This window comes from Coprococcus sp. AF16-5 (assembly GCF_003479365.1).
Taxonomy (GTDB): Bacteria; Bacillota; Clostridia; order Lachnospirales; family Lachnospiraceae; genus Coprococcus; species Coprococcus aceti.
In genome coordinates this window covers 1-25,576 of sequence record NZ_QUGZ01000010.1, presented here as the reverse complement: position 1 = coordinate 25,576, position 25,576 = coordinate 1, and the positions used below count along the sequence as shown (strand labels likewise).

The following is a 25,576-nucleotide window of genomic DNA, read 5'->3' as shown; positions in this document are numbered from 1 at the left end:
TTAATAATTTCCAGCTAATCTATGGTTGACTTTTCATAGCTGGTCTCATATAATTCTATTTTCTCCAACTACGAACTCATTTCACAACAATGGGTACAACTATTCGCGTACACATTATCCGTCAGAACCACCTAAATACCGCATAAACTCAAGGTTTCTTGCTTAGCAAGCAGACGGTCTTCACATGAAAAGACAGCACTCTATGAATTACCGATTTGTGTCTGGAAGTTACTCATCCGAACCCATCCACATCATCACTGGTTTCATGCTACTTCTTCGCATTCTCTTCCAATTCCAACATGTACTTATCAAAATCAGACATGAACAGCCTATCCTGAATAACACGATATTTTTCAAATTCAGTTTCAGCTTTTGCCTTGGCAATCTCAGCAGTGATTTTGCCTGCATCCTGAAGAACATCTCTGTCGTCGGCCATCAAGAATAAATCCAAACGCTTTGCCCAATCCTCCATCGTCATTGGAATATGACGTTCCGCCCGATCCTCTGCCAAATCCAGATAAGCAGATACAATACGCTCTAATGAACGCATTTCCTTCTCTGAAAGATAATTCTTCGCAACACTCACATCACTTTTTACAATCTTGCCTTCCGGCGCTGCTGCCCAAGTAGTTAATCCCATGTGTGGCTTATCTGCATCAGCCCGCTCATAAATCAACTCTGCTGCTGTATGTCCGTGAACTGCATAATGCATCTTGTTTTGAACCTTTGCAAAGAACTGCTTTGTTGTTTTTGCTGTTCGGTCATAATCAAGAGCTGTAGCATAGATGTCCGTTATTTTCTGATAAAATCTCCGCTCAGAGAGACGGATCTCACGAATCTGCTCAAGCAGGCGGTCAAAGTATTCTACTGTAAGCACAGAGCCACCATTTTTCAGACGTTCGTCATCCATGACCCAGCCTTTAATAGTGTAGTCTTTCACGATACCATTGGCCCACTTGCGGAACTGCACCGCTCGCTCATTATTAACCTTGAATCCGACCGCAATAATCATTTGAAGATTATAATGCTTTGTATCACGAGTCACCTGACGGGAACCTTCCGTTTGAACTATCCGGAAATTCCGGATAGTTGAATCTTCCTCAAGCTCTGAGTCGGAATAAATCTTCTTAATATGCTCATTGATTGTACGAACATCCACATCATACAATGTGGCCATCATCTTCTGTGTCAGCCATATATTCTCATCCTCATAGCGCATCTCAATACTGTCCTGCTGACCACCGATAGAGGCAACATAGGTTAAATATTCTGCTGCACTGGAACGGATGGTTATTTCATCCTTTTTCTTTTTCAAATAAGAGGTCTCCTTTTGCAAATACTTATTTATTTCTCCAATATTTCTGACAAATGGCGCACATCCCCATGTCATTTACTCTCAGTGGAGAAAAATACTTCTTTATGTTTCTTGAAAATACAGTATTATATTCCCCATTGCCATCTCTCGAAGTAATCTTGTCTGGCATATCCGGGTTATAACCCATTGAGCCACAGCAAATGCATATATTCATCCATTTCGCCATCTTGGGGTATTGTTTCAGGTAGTTTAGGACTTCGGTTTTTCTGTCCACTTGGTCTCATTAGTAATCTTTCTTCTTATTCTCATCAACTATAATCCAACGTCCGCTTTCCTTCTATTGCTCCATGCCTCGTGGTTGTTGCAATTTTTGCAACAACCACTTTTTCATCTAATTTACCTGTTTCAAATATTTTTTCAAATGTCTGCTTATTCCGGACTTATCCACCCCAAATATCTCAGACATACCTTTCTGAGATACCCAAATGCTTTCATCCGCTATATATGCATCAACTGATACATCACCTTCATCTGAATGATATAACACCATTTCCATTTGTTTATCAAAATCAGTCATAGAATTCCTTTCTGAATCATATACTTTTGATGTGACATTTTTACATTACCCTGATTCACCATTGCGTACTGCATGGTAGTGTCAATTTGGGAGTGACCAAGTATTTTCTGCAAGTTCAAAGTATCAGGCGCACATTAACACGGTACTAGATGCACCTACCCCCTTGTGACTTCATCTTTAAAGACATCTTAATTATAGTACATGCGGAAACAATTCTAAGATAGTTCATCCATCATAATTATGTCAACAGTGTTGGCACTCTTCATTATCCTTGTAATGCTAAATAAGACTACATGCCTTTTTATATCCACTATAGGGTGTTGTCAATACATTCAAACGTAAACAAAAGATGTATTATTATATTTTACTTTATCCCACCATGTTAAACCATTTTACCAAACGTCATTCTCGGAGTATCTTTTCCACATAATTTATTAACACAAAAATTTACAATCCGACTTATCGAAAACAGTTTTTAAAACGTTCAAGTATGTTTGTATAATAATCTCTTTCTCCTATAAAATGCATATCTCCAATTGCATCGTAGTCGCCCAACACCTTCAGCACACTTTCACATCTTCCTTCAGAATTTTCATTATTAAGCAACGTATATATTACCTTGTTGAATTTCTCCCTGTCATTCCGATATGTTGCTAATAACATTTCTAAATCCTCAATTGTCATAATATAGCATCCTTTATCATTAATAAATATATCAGGTATAGACGCCATTATAATTTGCATATTTGTTGCACTTTCATACAACAAGAAAATTTTAAGTATTTGCTTTTCTCCTTGAAACTCTTCCTCAGAATTTTTTAACTGCTCATATGCCTCTAAAATATTTCTTTTGTAGAAAGTATCAATCTGTTGAATATCCGGCACTTGCTGTTTAGCACCTATTCCAAGCAATCCCGATTTTAATTCAAATAATAGAATTGCATTATCAAATTCAACATAATAATCTGCACTTTTTTTGTTTTGTACTGGAATCTTAAACCATTGTTTTTCATCCAAATAAGTATCTGCTAACTCCTCAAAATAATCTTCAAACATTTCTCCAAATGCATTTATAAATTTCTGTCCCCAATTATTATTTCTATAATAATCTCTCATCAGCCAATAAAGTCCGTCAGCAAAAGTCATTGCCAACAAATAAAAACTTACCATTATATTTTCTTGAGTCTTATCTGTTTTTACAAAAGGTTTACTGTAAAATATCTGCTTACCTATCGGCGAATTCCTTACATCTTTATATGTAACACTATAGTATCCTACAACTTTTTCTATCGCTTCTTTTGTTATAACACCTGTTTCAGATCTATTATATAGTTTTTCTGATGCGGTCAACGGGCTAGGATTTTGACTACATAACCATAGTATCATCATTTCAACCGCTAATAACTCATCAACGTTCAATCCAAATAATTCATCTGTTATTTGATTGATATCTATAATTTTTTCTCTGTTTATATTTGGAGACCCAATCAATATGTGATAATTTCTACAAAAGTTCTGAATTGTCCATGCAAGATTCTGATACTTAAATTGCTCATATGTCATACCCATCATAATTTTGAATATATCGGCTGAATCCGCATTTTTTAGAAATTCACTCTTCGAATGTTCATTTTCATATCCTCTATACAGATTCACAATCATACCCATGTCTTGAGATAATAAATCATCATGCCTATAGTCATTTGAATTTCTAATTGATAAATATGCCATATCCTGAATATCCCATGCAGATAGCATCACATTTACCTGTTTATGTATAAACCCAGACTTTATTATGTTTAGCGGAAATTTCATACAACAATTCATGTCTTTCTCATTATATCTCAATTGTTTTTTTAAAATTTCTATAGATTTATTTGAAAATAAATATATAAAATCTCTTGTTGAATATTTCTTAATAAAGCTAATAAAATTTTTCATATCACTTCCGCCTTTATCGTACTTATTCATAGGATTATTTAATGTTTTGACAAATGCTCATATAAAATTTCATTTGCTTATACCACTCTACGTTAGTTATAAAAGAATGATGTATGTGACAAACTTCTACTGGTTCACCTACACCTGCCCCTTGCATTATGAGGTTCATCCAACACAATTCCACTACTAACTAATTTATTCAGTTATTCTTATACAAACATCTGCTGTAACAGACCTTTTTTCAATTCTTCCCACGAAGTTAATGTTGCTTCCTGCTTCTCGATTACTTCATCCAATGATGAAAGACAGTCTACGATTTTTTGTTGCTCTACAAAGCAAGGACGAACAGCAGAAAATAATTCTAATGCTCTCATACCAAGATTGGGTTGATTCCCTAAACTTAATTTTGTCCAAACTTGATTTTGAATCATATCGGATTGTAATTGATAATATAAAAAGAATGCTTCTGTCTTACTCGATGTACGCATTGCAGCCAATGGCGACCAAATATTAAAATCATCAGTTATTGTAACGATTGCTACTTTCCCTGTTGTTGCACCAGATTTTACCATGTAAACATCATATAACTGCGGTTTATATTTTTTTGCGCAAACATCATCATACTCTTTGCTTATAAAACCACGTCTTTTTGTTAAATTAACCCGCCCATTATCAATTGATTCTACTGACACAAACGAAACACCGTTTTCTTCTAAAACAGGTGTCTCATGTGGACCATCGGTAATTGGCTGTACTAATAAATCTAATACTGTTACATTTTCCCACTCAGGGAAATCACTTCCATCATCTGCTCTAAATCTTACTTCCTGACTGAACAGTTTCTGCATCACACCTTTTTTACGTTCTTCCCATGCCAATACAATTTTCTTTTGCTTCTCAATCACTGTATCAACCGTTGATAAGAACTCTGCAATTTTCTGTTGTTCCTCAAGACAAGGAATATACGACTTCATTCGCAAAAAGTCCCTAGGTTTTAAGGTCATAAGTTTTATTACAGTACCTTCCAAATATTTAAGTGACCGCTTAATAAAATCAGGATTCCTTACAACAGATTCCATAAATACAGCGTTTTGTTCCGTATAAAAAATAGCATATATTGGAGAAAGAAGACCTTTACCTAATTTATTTCTGTTAATAGCACCGTATTTTAAATTTGCAGGATTATAAATAATATCATTATATTCTGTACGAAGAAACTTTTTTCTAGCCTTATCTTTCATAAGAAAATCTCTTTTATTTGTCTTCTTATCTTCTGGATTGATTACTCCCTGCTCTATTGTAAATGATAATAGTTTATACTCATCATCAATACATTGCATTTCCCTTCGTTCTACAAAAATATCTGACAATTTCTTTTCTTCCCAATCTGGGAACTGACTTCCATCATCGGCTTTGAATCTCAATTTAGGTTCATTCATATTCATTCACCTGCCTTTACAGTCCAAGCTGTCTCATAAAACTTTCAGCTTTATCAATCGCAGCTTTTGTTTCAGAATTTAGTGTCTTAATCTGAGCTTTTACAGCACCTAAATCAACTGGTTCTTCTCCCTCGAATGTATCAACATATCTAGGAATGTTCAGATTGTATCCGTTCCCAATAATCTCACTCATATCTGCTACATGAGCAAACTTATCTACATCTACACGCTTTGCATACGCATATACAATCTTATCAATGTGTTTCTGTTCCAAAACATTCTGATTCTTCCCAGCCTTAAACTCTTTCGAGGCATCAATGAACAGAATATTTCCAGAATTGCCATTTCTATTGCTTTTCAATACTAGTACACACACTGGGATTCCTGTCCCATGAAACAAGTTTGCAGGCAATCCGATAACAGCATCCAGACGGTTCAGGTCTTTGATGATATATTTTCTAATTGCTTCTTCTGCACCACCACGGAACAATACGCCATGTGGCAACAATACTGCTACACGCCCATCTGAATCATCCATATGATAAATCATATGTTCTACAAAAGCTAAATCAGCCGCAGACTTCGGTGCCAACTTTCCAGCTCCACTATATCGTGGGTCATCTTCAAATTTCTTATCGGCTGACCACTTCAAGCTATACGGTGGATTGCAGACCTGTACAGTCAGTTTCAAATCATCACCATATTTATCATCTTTCAGCGTATCCCCTTTGTAAATATCGAAATTCTGCCAGTCTACACCATGCATAATCATGTTCATTCTTGATAAGTTGTATGTCGTAGCGTTCAGTTCCTGTCCATAGAAATGTCCAACTTTATGTGTGGTCAAATGCTTCTGAATTTCCAGCAGCATTGATGCAGAACCACAAGTACAGTCACCAACGGTTTTTGCTTCGTCCAGTCCAAGAGATGCAAGTGTAGCGCAAAGTCTACTCGGTCCAGCAGGTGTAAAGAACTCTCCACCCTTCTTTCCAGCATCTGAAGCAAACAGGCCAATCAGAATCATATATGCTGTACCCAGTACATCAAACTGAGAATCCTGTAGATCAAAGTCAATGTCTGAAACCTTGACCATGACACGACCAATCATATCTGTACGGTCTGCCACTGTCTCTCCAAGACGTGCATCCTGTAAACGCATATCATTGAACAATCCATCAAACGCTTTGTTAGATTCATGTCCCATTGTAGAACCTACAAGATCATTGATTGCTTTTTCAAAATCTTCCACGCTGAACTTATCAGCATCATTCTCAAATTTTGTAATTTTGCGAATGAGATTACGGAACAAATTTTCCGGCTTAATGACATATCCCAGCTTTGATAAAGACCAGTCTTCTACAACAGGTCTATAATCATCATCTGCAAATGCTTCTTCGTATGTTACTCCATCATTTTCAAGGATTTCTGCCATGTACATTTCTGTACGTTCTGACAGATAACGATAGAAAATTACTCCAAGAATATAATTCTTGAACTCGCTGGCATCCATCTGTCCTCGTAATTCGTTGGCAATAGCCCAAAGTTTTTGAGAAAGCTCATTTGCCTGTGCCTGATATGTATTTGTATCTGCCATAATTATTCTCCCTCTGCCTTGTATTTGTTATATGTATCTGTCACAAATGTCTTCACCGATTTTGTCAACTTCGTCATTTTCAAAAGCCCCATCTTATATACTGCCAATCTCTCACGAATATCATCATCTGAAATCGTACTGTGGAACACATATTGTGTAAACAGTTCTGATACAATCATGTAATCAATCTTGTTATCAAATGCAAACGCTTCTATGTCAGCTTTCATCTGTTCTTTCTCAAATTGTGTAAATGCTTCCATCACGTCCACATCCTCTGGCAAATCATAGAATCTACTCAAAATAAACTGTCTCATGACCTCTTTCTTCAATCGTAAGGATTCATTGTCAGATCGTTCAATCTCACGCAAAATCAAATCAACATCCTGTTGTTTTTCTTCCTCTGTCTTGTCATGAGTATTCGCATTTTTCAGCAGATTCAGGATATACACGACATTAATACGATCAGTACGGACAAGTTCTATATCGAAATCAACATCTACTGGTACTGGTACTTTCGGATTCGGATTGTGTATCTGGTCTTTGTAATACAGATACCAGCTCTTGAATCCTTCGTACTCATTCTCATCCATCACATCTGCAAGGTTAGCCCAGTCAAACTTAGAAAATGTCTTCAAAGTGGCAAGGGTCTTTACCATTGAACGGAACGCAATGATGAACATACGGATTTCATCTTCTGACTTGAGCTGACCAGCTGCATCCACATCCGCTGTAATCTTTCGTAGTACAGACTCCTGATTTGCCCACTGCTTCAAATAATACTCATAGTTTTCTAACAGATATTCATTCGGATCTCCGTCCCCAGAGAACAGTGTCAGTGCATCATCCTGCCACTGCTTGATATTTCTATATGTTACAATCTGCCCAAACTGCTTTGTCACCTTATCTACACGGTTTGTACGGCTATACGCCTGTACAAGTGAGTGCCAGATAAGATTCTTGTCCAGATACAAGGTATTCAATACCTTTGCATCAAACCCGGTCAGGAACATATTGACTACCAGGAGAATATCCACCTGCGGTAAATCCTTCTGTTTCAATCTCTTTGCAATATCTTTCCTGTACGCATCAAATGTATCAATCGTAAATGCTGTATTATATAAAGCATTGTAATCCTGCATACAACGGTCAAGAAGTTCCTGTGAATGTTCGTCTGCACCATCATCCATATCTTCATTTGCCTGATAGGAAAAGATTGCAGCCACTTTCAGCTTCTTATCATCCGGTGCTGCATAATTCAACTTCTTGAACTCATCATAATACTTTCCAAGGATCTGAATCTTATCCACTGCGAACAGTGCTGTATAAATATCCTTGCCCTGTGGATGTACATGCTGTTCATGATGCTCAAAAATATGCTGTGCAATATTCGCAATACGAGCGTCATCATGGTATAGTGGTTCCATGTCGATTTTATGACGCTTGCAGTATTCCGGGTCATCCAGCTGTTCTGGATCGATCCCCTTTACATCAAGATTCCTTGCAAAGATGGTACGCTGATATTCTACTGAGAACCTAAGCACGTTACCGTCTGCAATTGCATCCTTAATCATGTATTTATGCAAACATGAATCCAACTTATCTCCTGCATAAAATATATCCGCTGTAGTACGCCCATCCGCCCCCTTGTTTCTCTCAAAAATCGGTGTTCCAGTGAATCCGATATAATTTGCTCTTTCAAAATGCTTTTCAATCTGACCATGCATCTTTCCGAACTGGGAACGATGACACTCATCAATGATAAATACAACCTTTTTATCCCTGTATGCATCCATTACAGCCGAGTACTTCTGATTCTTAACAGCATTTGCCATCTTCTGAATCGTTGTAACAATCATCTTTTTCTCAGACGATTTCAGCATATTGATAAGTACAGCGGTGCTGTCCGTATTATCTACACAGTCTTTTTCAAAACTGTTATATTCATCAACGGTCTGGTCATCGAGGTCTTTTCTGTCAATCAAGAATACGACCAAATCTACCATTGACTCATCTCGCAAAAGCTGTGCCAGCTTAAATGATGTCAGTGTCTTTCCTGAACCTGTACATGCAAATACATAACCATTCTGATTTACTTCCAGTACACGCTTCTTTGCAGCCTTTACAGCATAAATCTGGTATGGTCTCATGACCATCAGTACAGGCTCCGCAGTCTTAACGACCATGTATTTGTCCATCATCTCTGTAATAGCTGATTTGCGAAAAAATTCACCTGTAAATGTATTCAAGTCATTAATACGTTTATTCTTTTCATCTGTCCAGAAAAATACAAGAGATTTCAGGATTGGGTTGTACTGACCATCCATCATCTCATTTTCGTTACAGAAATACTTCGTCTGTACAGAATTGCTTACTACAAACAACTGCAAATATCTGAAGATACCTTTGAAAGAAAACTTTCTGTATCTGTTAATCTGGTTGATTGCTTCGTTAATTTCCACACCGGGGCGTTTCAATTCAATCTGTACAAGCGGTAATCCGTTGATAAGAACAGTCACATCATAACGATTCTTATACACCACATCATCTTTGTGTGCCTTATCCATTGTTACCTGATGTGTTACTTGATAGATATTTCTATCTATATCACCGGAGAAGAAATCAATATACACTGATTCTCCATTATCCAGCTGTAACACATATTTATCACGAAGAATCTTTGCTGATTCATACACAGAATGATTATCTACATGAATCATAATGCGGTTGAACTCAGCATCTGAAAATGATGCATCATGTCCTTTTTCTGCCAGCTTCTTTGCATTAAACTTTGCAAGCTGTTCACGGAAATTGGCAAGCACATCATCATAGTTATCTAATTTTATGAATTTGTATCCGATACCTTCCAAACGGTCTATGAAAACATCTTCAACTTCATATTCAGAAATATGCACCATACCTTGGTATGCTCCTTCCTTCGTATCTGTTTAAACATTCTATCTATCCATATACGGATAAAAATCACCAATTATGAGTGTTCATATATTCATCAGCAGCTAATCTAAAAAATGCAGACAGACTCAAACCATGCTGTTTTGCTTTGCTTGTTAGACGTTCTTTCTCTGCAGCAGTCATGGATACAAGTGCCGTTGCTCTTGTATCTTCACCATCAGATTTATTCGGTGTTTTCTCTGCTACTATCACAGCCGCATCACATTCTTTTTCTTTATCACTTTCAAAACTGTACAAAATACTTGTCATATCTTTTTTTCTCGGCATATTCAATCTTCTCCTTACTTCCTGTATTCCTACATAAAAATAGATATTCTATATCTACATTATAGATATAGAATATCTATCTTACAATCATTTTTTTACTTCTATTCCCCTCTTTTCAACTGAAAAAGCTACAAGTACACTAACTTTATCACACAAGGTACTCACGTATTGGAATGTTAATGATTTTCAATTTCCATGAGCTACAGGATTATATAAGCTAAAGCCGTATGAGTACTTTAAACATGCACTTAACAAAATACTGATTCACTAGGATGAACCTGTTGAATCATATATAAATAATCAGCTTCCGTGGTCAGATACGCTTCCCGATTTATGCAAGAGTGTAAAATAAATTTAAAGCCTTCCACTTGGGGGATGGTGCTAGATGCCCACGAGTATTTTACCATTTACCTATGAAATTTTCCTATTATTTTTCTTGATAATCGCGTCTCAAAAATTTCTTTTCTTTCGTAAAAACAGCCACTTGATGCTCATCAATATTCATTTGGATCAATTTTCTCTGCTCTTCACTTTCAATCTTCTCTCGGAAAGTCTGTTTATCTGCAAGCAGCACATACACGCAATGCCGAACAGACCGCCGAGCATTGTGCCGATAATGAAAAATAAGAACTCACTCATTCTTGAACTCCTTTCTGTTCTCACGGGGTATTAGGGGCTGACCCCTAACAAGCGAATTTGGCTAACCAAATTCAGTGCTTGGTAAGACATCTCATTCTTCGCAGTCCTCCTCATACATACACTCACCGCACACGGGGCAGAAGTACGGACAGTCCGAACAATCCTCATTTTCCTGTAGTGTATTCTCGCCCGCACCGTCAAGACCGTCCTCGCTCTGCTCGGTAATATCGGCTTCGCCGCAGACAAAATCATCATCGGTAAAGTCGATAATGTCGGTATCGAACAAGATAATTTCGGTCTTTTCCTTTGCCTGTTCGGGGTTTTCCGCATAGACGGAAATGGTCTTTTAGTAATGGGCGGTAAGGGTTACATCATACTTTTTCAATGGTTAATTCCTCGCTTTCAGTAATAAAAATTGATTTGGTTTTGGTTGTTCTCGGAGCAAAAAAGCGTTACACAATCAACGGACATCACCCCTTTCACGGGCAGGATTTGCTCTTGAAATCCCCAGATAAGATAATAAAAAATCGTTGAAGTCCTTACCGACAGGCGGCGGGGCATCAACGATTTCATATTTATTCTGCAATAGTTCTTTCAAAGCGGCGGTGCATAACCGACCTGTTTTGTCGTTATCCAGATGCAGAACAACGGTCTTTATTTGTGGATTTTCTTTGAGATAAGTGGATAAAGCAATAGGAACTTTGCTCTCACTTAACTCCTTTTTGGGCTGATACACACCCGACAGGGAAAGCAGATTTTCTTTTCCATAGTCCTTGCCCTCACATTTAAGGTAGGTCGCATAGGACAGTAAATCAATGGCTGCTTCAAACAGATGCACGGTATCTGTTGGCTCTTTTGTCAGCAATCGGAACGAATACCGTTTGTCACTCCCAGATGCATCCTGCTTAAAGGTGCTTCCGAGTGTACTACGCAGGGCGGCATACTTAGGCGTTCCGCTTTTATCCTTGCCAATAAAAACGGCGTTGTGGTAGTCGGCACTTTCATAAATCGTACCGTCTGCAACACAATCCTGTATGAGCTGATAGTCAATGCCACGCCCGAAAAGGTACTGCATCACTCGATTACAGTCCTTGTTCTTCGGTGGCAGGAGCAGGACTTTCGGCTCGTCTTTCTTAGGCATTTTAGGCGGCGGTATCCATTCCGCTGATACGCCCGTGAGGGCTTCGACTGCTTCCACAAAGCCATAGTCCTTGACCTTGATAAGATAATCGAGGGCGGAAACACCGCCGATACCTCTCGACCACCAATACCATTTGCCGTTAGAAATCTTTAAGCTGTCGTGTTCTCTGGTACAGTAAACATTACCGCCCACACGCACCAGATTACTTGGCTCATAAGCTCTGAGATAAGAGAGCAAGTCCATCTGTCTTGCCTGTTCAATAACAGCAGGGTCAAGCTGCACATAGGGTCTGCTAATTCTCATTCAATAAAACCACCTCCAGAAATAGAAATAGCCGAGTGATTTTCGTGTAATGAAAACCACTCGGCTATGTAAACTTGTTATTCAAATAAATCTAATTTTCCTCTTTTTCCTTTTTCAAAACCGTTATCTTTTTTTCGTAAATTATAAATACCAAACTTTAAAATTTGCTTATAAAGTAAAAACTGTGTTCCTTTTCTATTAGCAAAAAATGTATATCCCATCTGCTGTTCTTCGCTCCAATTTTCCCATAAGCGAGGACTCAAAACATTGTTTTCGGTGTATAGAGGTAGTATTAAATCAAAATAATACTTTACCTTTTCTAAGTTAGTTGTCTGAAGTTGCTGAAAAAACTTTTTATACACTTTAATATCTTCCCTCAAACAACTCAAAAGAATATAAGATTTTGTTTCTTCTGGAAAAATAGTAATGAAAAGTCTACTAATAAAACCTCTTTTTGTATGCCGTATTTTCTTCCCAGTCAAGTCAAAATCAATAGCAATGCAAGAGTAAGTAGCGAAATTTATGCGTTCTGGAATTTCGATTACACAAGTCTCTAAACCACTATAATCCTTGTTTACAATACCTTTATCGAAAAATCTCTTAACCTCATTCATTTCTTCCAGAGTTATTGATATAGCCCTATAGTACTGTATATATTGTGGTGTTTTTAGCAAAGATGGCGTATTTGTAATGTTTTCTCTTGATACTTTCTGTTCCACAAGTTTCTTATAATATTCAAATATAAAAGCCTTATATGCGTATATATACTTATGCTCATCACTATCTTTATCGAAAGCAGGGGCTCCTTTCTCTATAGGAGCAAATACTTCATCATCGTGAATATCGCAAAAGCAAGTAGCTGTTGTTGCATGATTGACCCCAACTCGGTCAATCATTCGCTCAATTTTTTTGTTATTTCTCCAAACCAAAATGAACCTTTACCTATGTCGCCAGGCGAAAAGAAAGGGTCAACGGCCTGTATTACTCGTGGCAACCATCTGCTCAACAATTCAGCATATTGTCTGCTAAGCTCACCCGACCAACTTATAAATACACTAACACGATTCATACTGTTACTCCCATAAGATATCTTGCATATTTTTATAATTCTAACACATAATTATTAATTTTTATCGGTCAATACATGTTTTAATATATTGAATACCAAGATTCATTTTTGTACTATTATTGCTTCAATTTATTTTTTAGCCTTTCCATAATAGTCATACTACTCTTCTCTAAATCATAAATCAAAGCGATTGGTTCGCGTTTTTTTTCAAAATAATCATTTAGCTGAGTTGCCGTATATGTAATCAAACCGCCCGAAATAGCAAGTCCTGCTGACATCTGAGCCGAGAAGTCTCCCGAAAAAGCTTCAATAACCGTCGAAGATGCTGACAATACCGTAGTCAACCCACCAATCGCCGTCATAACGCCATGTTTTTTAAGTGCATATTTGTAATCATCAATAGCCTTTTCAAGAGATTGGATTATCTCATTTTTAGATTTACCATCCAATTCCAAATCCACCCATCTTCTAAAACGATGTATTTTTTTCATTGATTCAGCATCTTTTCTCATCTCCAACACTTGTTTCCATTTTAATCGCTCTTCAACAATTACAGGCATATTAGATAAACACACCTCGTATGCACTATGTGTCGTCTGCTTTTCAAATTCAGATAGATTAGGAATAGGAAATAGGTCAAACTGAAAAACTGCATTAATTCCTGAATTATGTTTATATCGTTGCAATTGAAATTGTGCCATTTCTTCGTCATGAACCAAAAGACTCTCTTCAAACGCTGTATGTCCAAGGTAAACCGGTACGATTTCTATGCCATAAATACGTTTAAAACTATTAACAACCTGTTTTAGCCCTACATTTCTTGAACCACTAAATAGAAACTCAAGTCCTAAAACATCTTCTTCAACCGTATAAAATGGGCGATTCTGACCAACATATGGCATAATCCTTAAGCCATCGATTTCAGCATCTTTGAAGTTTATTTCTTTGATTTTCTTTCCTTCAAGAAGAGCCTTCCGTATGAATCCTACTTCATTAAAACTTCTTATACTTTCTTCAATTTCTTCGATGACACAAACGCTCAATGGAATTTTATCATATTCCAATGTACGTCCATATTGAGAATGTCTAAAATCACTCGGTATCCATATCTTATCAAATAAAATAGCAGTTGTTTTAGGGTGATATAATCCTGTTGCAACAGTATCACCTTGATTATAATTTAAAAGACGATAATTTGGCATATTTTGTCCCTTCCTTCAATGTAACCAATGCAATCAGCATCGGCTTTCAATGAGTCCTATTTTTCTTTCCACATATCTGTTGCCTCATATTGTTGCTTTCTCCATTCACGTTCAAGTAAATTTCTTATTCCGTTAAATATTCTCCCTTGATAATCATTTAAAATTGAGCATCTCAAGTCATACATTTTCTGTCGTGCTTTTACAACCACCTCTTGGCTTTCTATATATGTTTCTGTGGCATTAGGAGACTCTTTCAGCTTCTTGTATTGTTGATTTATTATGTTACTTTGGTCAACAATTTCAAAAGCCTTGCTCCGAACTACACTCATATTATTATGGATTTCTTCATCTTGCTCAAATAACAACAATACTATTGCAAAATGATATCGTGTTAATTCATTATAGATTTCCTCTAAATTATCCTCTTGTCCACTACATATTCGTGCAATCTGAGTAAAATATAAAGAAGAACTTTCTCTTAAAGAATTCGACCATTTGTCACGACTAGCAGTAATCGTGCCTAAGTATCCTGAACGTTTCGCAACTTTATTTGAATATCTTAACGATATTATTGAAACAATTACTGCTGCTATTGATGCTAAAAAAGTCAAGCCTATTCCGATAGCAGAAAATTTATTAAATAATTCATTAGACATTTAATCTCCTCCAAGTTCAAAATAGATTTTGTATTCTAAAATTACCATCACTTTGCGATTTTCAACAATATACTTGGTATGTCTGAATAATCAGAACACCAAATTACATTTAACCCTAGTGAATTTGCATCCTGCTCAAAAAGCATCGTAGCAATTTCGTCAGTTCTGCTTTTCTGGGGTGATTTTTTCATAATAATATAATGCTTACATCTCTGATTTCTTCTCCATGAAATATCCAGTAATCTTCTTAAGTTTGGATCAGATAAACTTAACCCAACAAATAAGCATACATTTGTAGAAAATGTATTTAACTGTATTAAATTTGACCAACTATATGGGGCAATAAACTGAGAATGGTATGCTTCCTCACTGAAAACTAGATTAGGTTTTATAATATCTCTCTTATTTGGCAAAAAACCATGTACATGGAAAATTGGTAAAGCATCTATCCCATATGCTTGACCTTCTTTCCATATTGAGATATGTTCAATGTTATGATTTGACAAAGCTCCCTCTATCAAATCATCAAAATTAAAAGTAATTATTGATTCTAATCGTTTCCCCCTTCTTTTTGGACGAGAAAGCTCAACTATTGCTTTCATCATATTTGTTTCCAAATTAGGGTTAATAGGTTCAAATTCATAGAATTGATTGTAATATAAATAAAGATGCTTTTGAACAGTTTTGTTGAAATCATCCTTTAATATTATTTTTAAATATTTTCCCAGAATTAAATTTGATTGTGGCATAAGCGAAAGCAAAGATTCCGCTGTAACTTTATTTTCTGTATTCAAATCATGGTCATTTGAATAGACCTCATTAAGGATATTAACTAAGAGTTCATTCCAAGTAGGTATGGATGAATCCCTTGATACACCTGCACCACATACTAAGGTCAGTTGATTATCAATTAGTGCTGCTTTTAATAAATCTATTTTTCTTCTAAATTATTTTCTTCCACCTGAGCGATTCCCTTTTTTTGAAAAAGCGATGGGTTATCTTCGATATTGCTTAATTTTGCAATATCCGTTAATACTGCTGAAATAATTTCTTCTTCGGTTTTAACTTTCCTATATTGAAATTGAGCTATGAAACTGGGGACAAATACATCACCTACCACAACAGGAAGTAGCCGAATATTGTTTGTGCCTAATACAACTGAACTCAATTCAGCTTGTGCCCATGATGAACTTAAAAAGTTTTCAGTAATAATAGCAATAAAAATATCCGATTCATACAATGCATTTTTTATTTTTTCAATCCAATTTTCTCCTATGTTTATATCAATTGCATTGAAAACTGTATGTCCTTGTTTGCGCAAACTATCAGCAAGATTTGTATAGATATCTTCATCCTTGCTAGAATGACTAATAAAAATTTTCATTTGTATCACCTCTATATATTTATAATATCATTTTTTTGTGAACTTTTCAATTTTCTACCAACTATGTAAAAGCGGCATCAGCTCTACGCCACTGCCGCTGATTACTGTTATAAAATTCCTGCTTTTCTGAGGTAGCCCAAGCTGTCATAGCACCCTCTGAAATAGATTGCTTCCTGCTGCATATCGCAGAGTTTATTCCGAAGCCCCAGAATTTCTACCAGAGCCGTACATTCCTGCTCGGATAAATCGCTCGCTTTTTCCGCATCGAACACCGCCATAACTTTCGGATACTGCCTGTAAAGGCTATCAATCTTTTCTTCTATGAAACGGTATTCGGGATTTGTTTCACGCAGTTTGGCTATAACAGAGCTTAGATACTCCTCGAAAATATTGCTGTGCATATCGACAAAGGTTTCAAATTTGAAGTTATCAAGCACATCGTTCACCTCCGATATCATAACTTGTTGCATCTATTATACTGCCCAGAATTAGGCTTTACAAATATGCAAACAGCATTATCTCTCACGATTTGCACATTTTCTTTCGGGAAGTTCCTCGCTCTGGTCTGGCTCGGTATCCATAACGGAACGGTCTTTCTCATTTAGATTAAGCTCGATGTTAAGAGCGTTCAGCCTTTCCGATTTTTCTCTCAGCTCATCTTCAAAGGCAAAAGGCTTTTCAACCTCAACCTTTGCGTTGCGGAGCTGTTCGATTGTTTCCGCCCGTTTGGTCTTTGCCACTTCCAATTTTACAGGGAGCTTTGCAATTTCGTTCTCAATTCGGGTCAGATTACCGAGTGCATCCGTACCCGATTCAACCTTATGCTTTGCCTTACCGCAAAGGTTTAGGCAGTAATGGGCATTGACTGTATCATAATAAATCTCCATTCTGAAACCTCGGTAACTGCCGATTTCGGTAGGTGCAGACAGCGGATATTCCTTACAGATTGCAAGGAGCATTTCGCCTGCGGCTGCCTTTTCGGTGTAGGTCACACCTTTTAGGGTCATCGGGCAGAACTTATCCCCGCCCTGCGGCTTGTGCTGCTCGGCAAGAGCCGCATCGTTTTCATATCCTGCAATGCGTTCCTCATACTCTTTAATGGTCTGGGGATAGTATTTCAGCACTCTGTCCTCAAGGTCGTAATGCTCGGAAAGATAACTCTGCTTTAACACTCGGAGCTTGGAAACCTGTATATCCAAATCCATCTTTTCCTTAAAACGGGCATCGCCTGTGGCAAGCATTTTAACCTCCGCAAAGGACAGGGCAACCTCGTCCACATCTTCGGCAGAGCGGACAGGGCTTTTGCTCGTCATTATCTGGCTGATAAATTTCTGTTTGCTCTCCACCAACTGATAGAGGTAAGCATCAAAAGTCTGCTCGGTCACATAGCGGTAAACCTCCACCTCTGGGAACATATTGCCCTGCCGTTCAATACGCCCCTGCCTTTGTTCAAGGTCAGTCGGTCATTTTTTGCGGACAGTTCATACATGCTATCCTTTTCTGTTCTCTGCTCCTGCGTTTGCTCTCGTTTGATTTCTCCCTCCGTATCTTCTTGGCACAAGCAGGACAATACCTTGATGCACCAGAGCCCGGGACATATTCAACGCCGCACACCGTACAATTTTTAGCGGGCATTGCTGCCCACCGTTTTGTAGGTATGATATGTAATTCATCGACAAAGCCGATGAATTTATAGTAAATCTTGATTTCCTGCTTCACTGTTCCGTCTGCCATCTTCTCACGCTCCGAAACAAGTATCTTGTCTATGAGTGCGTTTATAACTGTTGCATCCAGTTCTTTTAAGCCTTGATAATTTCGGATAAGGGCGAGGAAGTCACGGATTCCCCGTGATTTCTCGTAGCTTTCATTAAGAGTTTCCGTCACCTCTTTCAGCCTTGCTTCAATTTCAAGCTGCTCTTTCTGGTATTTCCCCGACATCATCTCAAAATTCCGCTCGGTAATACGCTCCATGACCTTATCCTCGTAGAGAGAGGAAAACAGCCTGTCCAGTTCCGCAAGGCGTTTGTTCAGCTTCTTACGTTCTTTCTCTAATGCTTTCGCCCTGCTCTGGTCTGTTTCCGTGAGCCGCTTTTCTATGGCCCTGACCGCCTTTTCATCATTCACTGCCATATCCGCAAAACAGTTGATGTCGGCAAGAACGGCATTGAATAAATCCCTTGCTTCTATATTGTGGGCACTACACTCGCTTCTTCCGTTTCTTGCATAATTATTACATGAATACTGTACACAGTCGATAATCTCTGGGCGTTTCCTCCTGTGTACGTTCATTGCCCGCAGAGCACATCCGCAGTCCACACACTTGATAACGCCTGCAAAAATATTTACAAATCCTCCCTTGTTCTGTGGAAGCCTACGACTTGTAATAAGCTGTTGGACAATATCAAATTCCTCCTGCGTGACTATTCCCTCATGGGTATTGGGTATCACTTCCCATTCTTCGGGCAGCTTAGAGGGGCGTTTCTTGCTTTTCATATTGGCGGCAATCCGTTTGTAGCCTACAAGATTTCCCGCATATATCGGGCTTCTTAAAATGCTCCTCACGCTGTTCCCACTCCAAATATAGCGTTTGTCCTCGTTCCCCTCAAAATGACGTTCAAAGCCTGTTTCGCCACGCTCCGCCGCATAAGCGGCAGGGCGTAGGATATGCTGTTTATTAAGATGTCTGCAAATTTTGGCAACTCCATTCCCTTTTAATGCAAGGTCGAATATCTCTTTTACAACATGTGCCACTTTATCATCTATCAGCAGATGGTTGTGGTCGGCAGGGTCTTTGATATAGCCATAAGGGGCGGTAGTTCCCATGAATTTCCCCTGTTGAAACCTCGCCCGATATGCCGATTTTATCTTAACAGATATGTCAGCGGCATACATTTCGTTTAAAATGTTGCGGAAAGGCGTGATGTCCATAGCAGATTTATTCAAGGTATCTACGCCGTCATTGACCGCTATATACCTCACGTTATGCTCTGGGAAGAAAACTTCCAGATATAACCCACAATCAAGATAGTTTCTCCCCAGACGGGATAAATCTTTCGTAATCACGCAGTTTATCAGACCGCTTTCAATGTCTTTTATCATATTCTGGAAACTTGGTCTTTGGAAATTTGTACCAGAATAACCATCGTCCACATACGTTTTTGCTATGTGCCATCCCTGCTTTTTCACATAATCCGTGAGGATGGATTTCTGTGTCGCAATGCTCGCACTCTCGTTATCCGTACCATCGTCTTTAGATAAGCGGCAATAAATGCCGACTAAATAGATTTTCTTTTCTTCTTTGATTCCTGCCATACTGTAAAACCTCCGTATCTGTCCTATCTGTTTTCATGTCCCATTGCGTACATTCTAAGCGGACAGCCCCTCATTGTCGAAGGTGTCGCCCTCGGCAATCTTCTTCCGAATATCCTCGGAGATAATCGGGACAAACGCTTCTGTAACGGTCTGTGTGCCGACATATTCACGGCTGATTATCATCTGCACTGGTGCTTTTGGCACGATACGCTTTCTCTTTTTATCTGCTTTCTTATCCTCGCCCATACTTAAATCTTCCTTTCCAGACAGGGCAGGGAAGAGTTTGGAAATGTCCCCGCCCTGCCAATCAGATACCATTAATCCTCGCTGTTTAATTCTTTCTGTAATGCTTTAAGGAGTGCCGCCGCTTCATCAGCGTTCAGCGTGATTCCCTTGCCGCACTTTTCACGGTTCGGGGAAAAGCTGCGGATGTCATACTTCGGCTCTTTCCCATTCCATGAAATGAGATTGATTTCCTTTGTGTAGCCACTGTCGCCCGTAGACAATACTGCGATTTCCTTTACGATTTCATACTGGATTTCTCTCATTCTCCATACCTCAACTCTCTGTATTTACTTCCCGAAAAAAGAAGATTAGCGGCTGTCACGGTTGCGTTTCCTCTGCAACTCACGCTCCAAAAGTTTGATGATGGTTTCCTCCATCTGCTTCGGCGTTGTGTTCTTCGGAAAGTATTTTTTCAGCTTGCTTGTGTTGATTTTCAAGGTTTCTTTCTGGTTGCCCTTTTCCTCCGTCATAATCGCAAATATCGTATCCATGTCAAGCCGCCCGCTCTGGCTTAACTGTTTCATCCGCTGTGCCTGTGAGAGTGAGGGCGTTGCTTCTTCGCTCTCCATCGTGGCAAAGAGGTTTTCCTGCTCGTCTTTCTTCAAGAAGGACAGTTCCACCGCAGGCGTGAGGGCGATTTTCCCCTCGTCCACCATCTGCAAAATCGGCGGTATCAGTTCCGTCAGGCGGATAAAACGCTGCACGGTCATCCTGCCCACGCCGAAGCCCTGTGCCACCTTGTCGTCCGTCCGCAACTTCGTCACAACTTGTGACGAGGTTAAGTCTGTGCGGAAACCCTGCCGCTTCATGGCTTCGGATTTCATCTTGTAAGCAAACGCCCGCTCCGATGGCAGGATATTCTCACGCTGCAAATTGCTGTCTACAAGGGTGATGATGGCTCGGTCACGGTCTAAGGGCAGGACAAACGCAGGCACGGTATTTATCCCTGCAAGTTCAGAAGCACGGACACGCCGCTGTCCTGCAATCACTTCATAACCGTCCCCGTCCTCTTTCGGGCGTGTGATTATCGGCGTGACAATGCCAAATTCCTTGATGCTTTCCGCTAACTCTGACAGTGTTTCATCTTCTGCCACATGAAACGGATTGTCGGGGAACGGGTACAAGTCTTTGGTCTTTAACACCTTAAAATCCTGTTTCTTCATTCACATATCTACCTTTCTTTCGCTCTGCTTCTATGATTTTTCTGCAATTCTTCCAACACTTCGGGCGGTATTTTTGACAGCAGCCGCCCCATCTGCTCGTTGGTTCTCTGCAATTCAAATATCTTCTGATTCGCTTTCTGCACCTTTAGTTCCTGCTCGTACTTTTCATCACGCATACGCCCCGCATAGTCTGATTCCTGCCCAATTCTCTCTTTCAAACTGTCGATATACGCCTGCTGTTTCCCGATTTCCTTAGAGAATTTCTCCACGTCTGGCAGCCATGCAGAGAGTAAATCTAACGCTTTATCCCTTTTCTTCCCTGCGTTAAAGGCGTTGATGTCGGATAGGGCAGACACGATTTCTTCATACTGTTTATCAAGCCTGCCGCCTAATTTATAGAGCCATGTGGGGACGTGTTTCCGCTTGGTTTCCATTGAGGACTGCCCCCGTTCAAGCTGATTCCACCGTGAGGACATCCGCTCATGGTAGGCGGTCTGCCACTCGGATAATGATTTCTGGTTGCCTAAGATAGCTTTCGCTGACAGCTTATTGTCTGGCGTAATCGGCACAAAGCAGAGGTGCATATGGGGCGTTCTCTCGTCCATATGGACGACAGCGGAGAGGATATTCTGCTTTCCAACACGCTCCGAAATGAAGTCAAGAGCCGTCTGGAAATACGCTTTTTGTTCTTCGGGCGGTAACTGGTTCATAAATTCTGGTGAAGCTGTGATGAGCGTTTCCACCATCATCACGCTGTCTTTCCTTGTCCTGCACCCCGCTTCGGCTACCATGCGGTTAATCTCTTTCTTGTAGGTGTACTTTGGTGGTGCTATGAGATGGTAATTGTTTTTAGAGCGTTCCATATCTATATCTGGGTTGCTTTTGTAGGCTTCTTTCTTCCGCTCGTTGTGGCGTTCACAAGCCGCAACGCCGCCCGCTTTTCGTTTCTGGAAACGCAGGATTGCATAAGGCATAGGCGGATTCCTCCTTTCTTTCGGCGGGTGACCGTCCTTTGGGGTGACAGCGGTGACGGTGGTGACAGCAGTTTTGGGATACCCCCTGCCGACTGCCGCAACTGTCACCCTCACCCCCTGCATGACGGTCATGTCGATGATGACGGTGTTTTTGGGATACCCCCCTCGCAAGAGCCGTCACCGTCATGCCGCCATTCTTTTATCCGAAGCCGTAAGGCGTAGGATAGCAGGGCACAGCCCTGCCTTAAGGGAGTCCAGAGGGAACGTCTGGCACACGACTTTGCAGGGCAAAGTGTAGTGTGTTACACCCTGTAAACGCAGTCGGAAAAATCGGAATGATTTTTCTGACCGCAGGGGTGGTTTTACACGACCGAAAAGGGCGAGTAAATCTCACGCCTGCATTTTGCGTTTACGGGGTGTTCTCCCGTAGGGATGACAGCGGCAGGGTATCCTAAAATCACTGTCACCACCGTCACTGCTGTCACCCGCAGGGCAGAGCCGCCAGCTTTACATGGCTTTAAGCGTCAATGACAGTAACAGGGGGGTATCCTAATATCGCTGTCACCACCATCACCGCTGTCACCCGCCCTCCTTGCAAGGGCAATCCGCCTGCCGTCTTTCCTGCGGCTGTACTGGTAGCAGATACGGTTCTCGCTTAAAAATGTGGTGCGGTATTCATTCAGCCATTTCGTAATCACCGTGGGTATGGTTTCCGTTTCCCCCATAGCGGCTAACAGTTCCGTTGCCGTGCCTATCCATTCTTCCTTATCCCTCATAAAATCCACCAACCGAAAAAGGACATCTGGTATCGTTTCTTTCGCAAGCTGCTCCTGCGTTTTCCGCTCCACAAGCTCCCAACGGCAATCACGGAAACGCAGCGTGTATTCCTGATAAGGCGTGTCCCTGCCCGTCACATACAGCTTGGCGGTGTCAGACGCACGTTTCTCCTTTTCCAGAACAAAGGTAGCGTCCGCACTCCCCGTTAATCCTGTCGTCCCAGACACCTTGTTGAACACGTCGCTGTCATTCTGCTTTCGGATGTGGTGTACGACAATGACCGCCAGAGAGTGCCTGTCGGCAAAGTCTTTGATGAGGGAGATGTCCCCATAGTCGCTTGCATAGGCATTGTCTTTTGAAGCTGTACGGACTTTCTGCAAGGTATCAATGACAATGAGCCTGCTGTCTGGGTAATCTTTCAGATAATCTTCAAGCTGCACGATAAGACCGTCTGACAGCTTGCAGCTTGCCACGGCAAAGTGGAGCCGCCCGCTTGCTTCGTCCGTCAAACGAAATAACCTGTCCTGTATGCGGCAGAACGTGTCCTCAAGGCAGAGGTAAAGCACATCGCCCTCCATTGTCGGCATATCCCATAAAGGGATTCCCTGCGACACGCATAAGCATAGCTTCAGCATGAGCCAGCTTTTGCCTATCTTCTGTGAGCCGCAGAACAGCGATAAGCCTGTCGGGATAAGGCTGTCCACCACAAAGGATGGTTTCTCAAGCGGTTCATAAAGGAGCGTTTCGGCGTTGACTGTCTGTAACTTCTGCATGGCTTTCCTCCTTTCGGGCGGTGTCTTTGTTTTCGTTGCACATAGGCGTTGACCTCCTTAAAAATAGATTTACTCCCACGGAAAAAAGTGAGAGTATGTAATGCCGCCAATCCCACACAAATAAAAAACAGATTTCTTTTTCGGGCGGTGTCGGTCACGGTTGGAGATATTTCTTCAATTTCCGCCTTTACTTTCTCCTTTGCAATCGCAACAGATTTCTGTATTGCCGAAGCGGTGCAATGCTCCATAGCGGCGATTTGGTAAAAATTGAACTCATACTCGTAGTAGAGCAGGAAACGCCGCCTTTGTATCTCTGGAAGGCTCCCAACCGCCTTATAGAGCGTTTCATTCCGTTCTTCCTCAACCATGCGTTCATCAAGGCTCTTAGGCACACGCAACGCCCGTCTGTAAAGGGTTTCGTCCCATACCTCGTTAAACTCCCTGTGCCGCTCGTCCCATTAGAAAAGATTCCTGTTCCTGCGCTCCATCTGCCGAAACTCCATAAAGAACTGTTCCGACACTTCCAACTCGTGGGATTTGCCCTGCCCGTCCTTAAAGCTGATAAAATACCTTGTGCCGCTTTCCGTGGATTCCTCCCGAAGCGTGTATGCCTTAACCCTGTATGCCATCCTGTTGTCCTCCTGCAAAAAATGAGTGAGGGGATTTCCATCCCTCACCCAGTAGCCCGCAGGATGGCAGGCTGTTTTAGAAGCTATAAAATTTTCCGCAGCTTCTTCCGCAGATGGTCTAACCTCGCATAGATGGCACCAGTCGTCAAATGCACAAGCGGGGCAATCTCCTTTGTGGAATACCCCTGCATTTTCAGCAGGACGATTTTCAAGGTACGCCCGTCCACCGTGACTAATACTTGATAGAGATTTTCGCTCTCAATCTCTTCCAGTAACTCCGCAACCGTACCCACTTCCGCCTGCCGCTCCCTGCCTGCCATGTCCTCAAGATATTCCGCAACGTCATTCGTCCATCGGTAAAACCGCCTGTTGGAATTGAAGTCTGCCCTGTCCGCCATGCGTATCTGCTCAATGGTCGCTTCATCAACGCCGCACTCACGCAGCAGCTTTTCCTCCGCTTCTTTCCAGATACGCCATTTCCTGTCCTCCCGTCCGTGGTTGTATGCCATTCTTACTTCCTCCAATCAGAATTGATTGAGAGGGCAGAGAAAAGCCCCCTCATCTTCCCAAAGGAAAAAACAAGGGGGCTGAACGCCTTAAATTTTAATTTTCTATTATCTTTCTTAGTTTTATTAGGATTCTGGCTTTGCGTTTGTTTACAACGCTCTGGGTTATGCCCAACCTCGCCCCGACTTCACGCTCGGAAAGTCCGTCAAAAAAGATTGCCTGTATCAGCTCCTGTTCACTATCCGACAGCAAAGGCAGGGCGGCTTTCAGCCTGTCCACCATGACCGCATTGACAACGGTTTCTGCAATGTCCACCGCTTCATCAGTGATAAAGTCCAGAGGATTCCCCTCGCTGTCCGTAAATCCGTCGAGAGATAGCAGTCTATTCTTTGTATCTAATTTTTGCAGATAACGCCACCGTTCCTTGTCACGGTAGAAGTCTGTGTATTGCTCCCTCACGACTTCAAGCAGACAGCCTTGAATGGGGATAAACAGCTTGTCCATATAGGTCTGGTCGGATTCCCTGCAACGGCAGAACTCCGTGTAGGATAATTCCACATAGCCGCCACTTTCTCTGATATATACCTTTCTTGGTGCATATTTCACCATAAATACCTTGTATGATTATTTAGAAGCTAATAATCATTCATTCCTTTCAT

The 25,576-nt window shown here is 40.5% G+C and carries 24 protein-coding genes and 2 pseudogenes; all 26 read right to left on the bottom strand.

Translation table 11 applies throughout. The annotated features are described in order from the left end of the window. Positions 1–268: 268 nt before the first annotated feature. Positions 269–1,315, bottom strand: coding sequence for a virulence RhuM family protein (locus tag DWW70_RS14210; protein ID WP_055224462.1), 1,047 nt, complete (start codon positions 1,313–1,315; stop codon positions 269–271). A 391-nt stretch (positions 1,316–1,706) separates the two neighbouring features. After that, a complete protein-coding gene (locus tag DWW70_RS15040) occupies positions 1,707–1,892 on the bottom strand; it encodes a hypothetical protein (protein ID WP_199414464.1) in 186 nt (61 codons plus the stop codon). Positions 1,893–2,351: 459 nt separating this feature from the next. Beyond that, positions 2,352–3,833 (bottom strand): hypothetical protein, encoded by a 1,482-nt coding sequence (locus DWW70_RS14195; protein ID WP_243017737.1) that lies wholly within the window; start codon positions 3,831–3,833, stop codon positions 2,352–2,354. 209 nt (positions 3,834–4,042) lie between these two features. Further along, positions 4,043–5,272, bottom strand: a complete 1,230-nt coding sequence (locus DWW70_RS14190; RefSeq protein ID WP_158576571.1) for a restriction endonuclease subunit S — start codon at positions 5,270–5,272, stop codon at positions 4,043–4,045. A gap of 16 nt (positions 5,273–5,288) precedes the next feature. Beyond that, on the bottom strand, positions 5,289–6,866 hold the full coding sequence (locus DWW70_RS14185; RefSeq protein WP_118650099.1) for a type I restriction-modification system subunit M: 1,578 nt from the start codon (positions 6,864–6,866) through the stop codon (positions 5,289–5,291). Between the two features lie 2 nt (positions 6,867–6,868). Continuing rightward, complete coding sequence (locus tag DWW70_RS14180; protein WP_118650098.1) at positions 6,869–9,781, bottom strand: type I restriction endonuclease subunit R; 2,913 nt, start codon at positions 9,779–9,781, stop codon at positions 6,869–6,871. A 64-nt stretch (positions 9,782–9,845) separates the two neighbouring features. After that, positions 9,846–10,103 (bottom strand): plasmid mobilization protein, encoded by a 258-nt coding sequence (locus DWW70_RS14175; RefSeq protein ID WP_118650097.1) that lies wholly within the window; start codon positions 10,101–10,103, stop codon positions 9,846–9,848. Between the two features lie 510 nt (positions 10,104–10,613). Beyond that, on the bottom strand, positions 10,614–10,742 hold the full coding sequence (locus DWW70_RS14170) for a DUF3789 domain-containing protein (protein ID WP_118650096.1): 129 nt from the start codon (positions 10,740–10,742) through the stop codon (positions 10,614–10,616). A 91-nt stretch (positions 10,743–10,833) separates the two neighbouring features. Further along, positions 10,834–11,028, bottom strand: coding sequence for a hypothetical protein (locus DWW70_RS14165; RefSeq protein WP_243017736.1), 195 nt, complete (start codon positions 11,026–11,028; stop codon positions 10,834–10,836). Between the two features lie 174 nt (positions 11,029–11,202). Continuing rightward, a complete protein-coding gene (locus DWW70_RS14160; RefSeq protein WP_118650095.1) occupies positions 11,203–12,186 on the bottom strand; it encodes a DUF3991 and TOPRIM domain-containing protein in 984 nt (327 codons plus the stop codon). Between the two features lie 77 nt (positions 12,187–12,263). Beyond that, the gene (locus DWW70_RS14155; protein ID WP_243017735.1) at positions 12,264–13,115 is read right to left on the bottom strand and encodes a zinc chelation protein SecC; all 852 of its coding nucleotides are present in this window, start codon (positions 13,113–13,115) and stop codon (positions 12,264–12,266) included. A 256-nt stretch (positions 13,116–13,371) separates the two neighbouring features. Next, positions 13,372–14,457 (bottom strand): hypothetical protein, encoded by a 1,086-nt coding sequence (locus DWW70_RS14150; protein ID WP_118650094.1) that lies wholly within the window; start codon positions 14,455–14,457, stop codon positions 13,372–13,374. 56 nt (positions 14,458–14,513) lie between these two features. Then, entirely contained in the window at positions 14,514–15,113 is a 600-nt protein-coding gene (locus tag DWW70_RS14145) for a hypothetical protein (RefSeq protein ID WP_118650093.1), read from the bottom strand. 47 nt (positions 15,114–15,160) lie between these two features. After that, complete coding sequence (locus DWW70_RS14140) at positions 15,161–15,907, bottom strand: SIR2 family protein (RefSeq protein ID WP_118650092.1); 747 nt, start codon at positions 15,905–15,907, stop codon at positions 15,161–15,163. 137 nt (positions 15,908–16,044) lie between these two features. Beyond that, a complete protein-coding gene (locus DWW70_RS14135; RefSeq protein WP_118650091.1) occupies positions 16,045–16,497 on the bottom strand; it encodes a toll/interleukin-1 receptor domain-containing protein in 453 nt (150 codons plus the stop codon). 107 nt (positions 16,498–16,604) lie between these two features. Continuing rightward, positions 16,605–16,934, bottom strand: a complete 330-nt coding sequence (locus tag DWW70_RS14130; RefSeq protein ID WP_243017734.1) for a DUF6664 family protein — start codon at positions 16,932–16,934, stop codon at positions 16,605–16,607. Between the two features lie 78 nt (positions 16,935–17,012). Beyond that, positions 17,013–17,882, bottom strand: a complete 870-nt coding sequence (locus DWW70_RS14125; protein WP_118650102.1) for a helicase — start codon at positions 17,880–17,882, stop codon at positions 17,013–17,015. Positions 17,883–17,952: 70 nt separating this feature from the next. After that, the gene (locus DWW70_RS14120) at positions 17,953–19,809 is read right to left on the bottom strand and encodes a recombinase family protein (protein ID WP_001820670.1); all 1,857 of its coding nucleotides are present in this window, start codon (positions 19,807–19,809) and stop codon (positions 17,953–17,955) included. A 54-nt stretch (positions 19,810–19,863) separates the two neighbouring features. After that, positions 19,864–20,055 carry a hypothetical protein gene (locus DWW70_RS14115; protein WP_001820669.1) on the bottom strand — a complete coding sequence of 64 codons (192 nt, stop codon included), beginning with the start codon at positions 20,053–20,055 and terminating at the stop codon, positions 19,864–19,866. Positions 20,056–20,126: 71 nt separating this feature from the next. After that, positions 20,127–20,357, bottom strand: coding sequence for a YdbC family protein (locus DWW70_RS14110; RefSeq protein ID WP_001206986.1), 231 nt, complete (start codon positions 20,355–20,357; stop codon positions 20,127–20,129). A gap of 45 nt (positions 20,358–20,402) precedes the next feature. Further along, positions 20,403–21,257 (bottom strand): ParB/RepB/Spo0J family partition protein, encoded by an 855-nt coding sequence (locus tag DWW70_RS14105; RefSeq protein WP_000743700.1) that lies wholly within the window; start codon positions 21,255–21,257, stop codon positions 20,403–20,405. Between the two features lie 8 nt (positions 21,258–21,265). After that, entirely contained in the window at positions 21,266–22,231 is a 966-nt protein-coding gene (gene mobV / locus DWW70_RS14100) for a MobV family relaxase (protein ID WP_001820668.1), read from the bottom strand. Positions 22,232–22,748: 517 nt separating this feature from the next. Next, positions 22,749–23,781 (bottom strand): annotated as a pseudogene (locus DWW70_RS14095) (AAA family ATPase). 154 nt (positions 23,782–23,935) lie between these two features. Beyond that, a pseudogene (locus DWW70_RS14090) lies at positions 23,936–24,410 on the bottom strand (RNA polymerase sigma factor). Positions 24,411–24,493: 83 nt separating this feature from the next. Next, on the bottom strand, positions 24,494–24,919 hold the full coding sequence (locus DWW70_RS14085) for a sigma-70 family RNA polymerase sigma factor (protein WP_000323895.1): 426 nt from the start codon (positions 24,917–24,919) through the stop codon (positions 24,494–24,496). 94 nt (positions 24,920–25,013) lie between these two features. Then, on the bottom strand, positions 25,014–25,523 hold the full coding sequence (locus tag DWW70_RS14080; protein WP_105116765.1) for a sigma-70 family RNA polymerase sigma factor: 510 nt from the start codon (positions 25,521–25,523) through the stop codon (positions 25,014–25,016). Positions 25,524–25,576 lie beyond the last annotated feature (53 nt).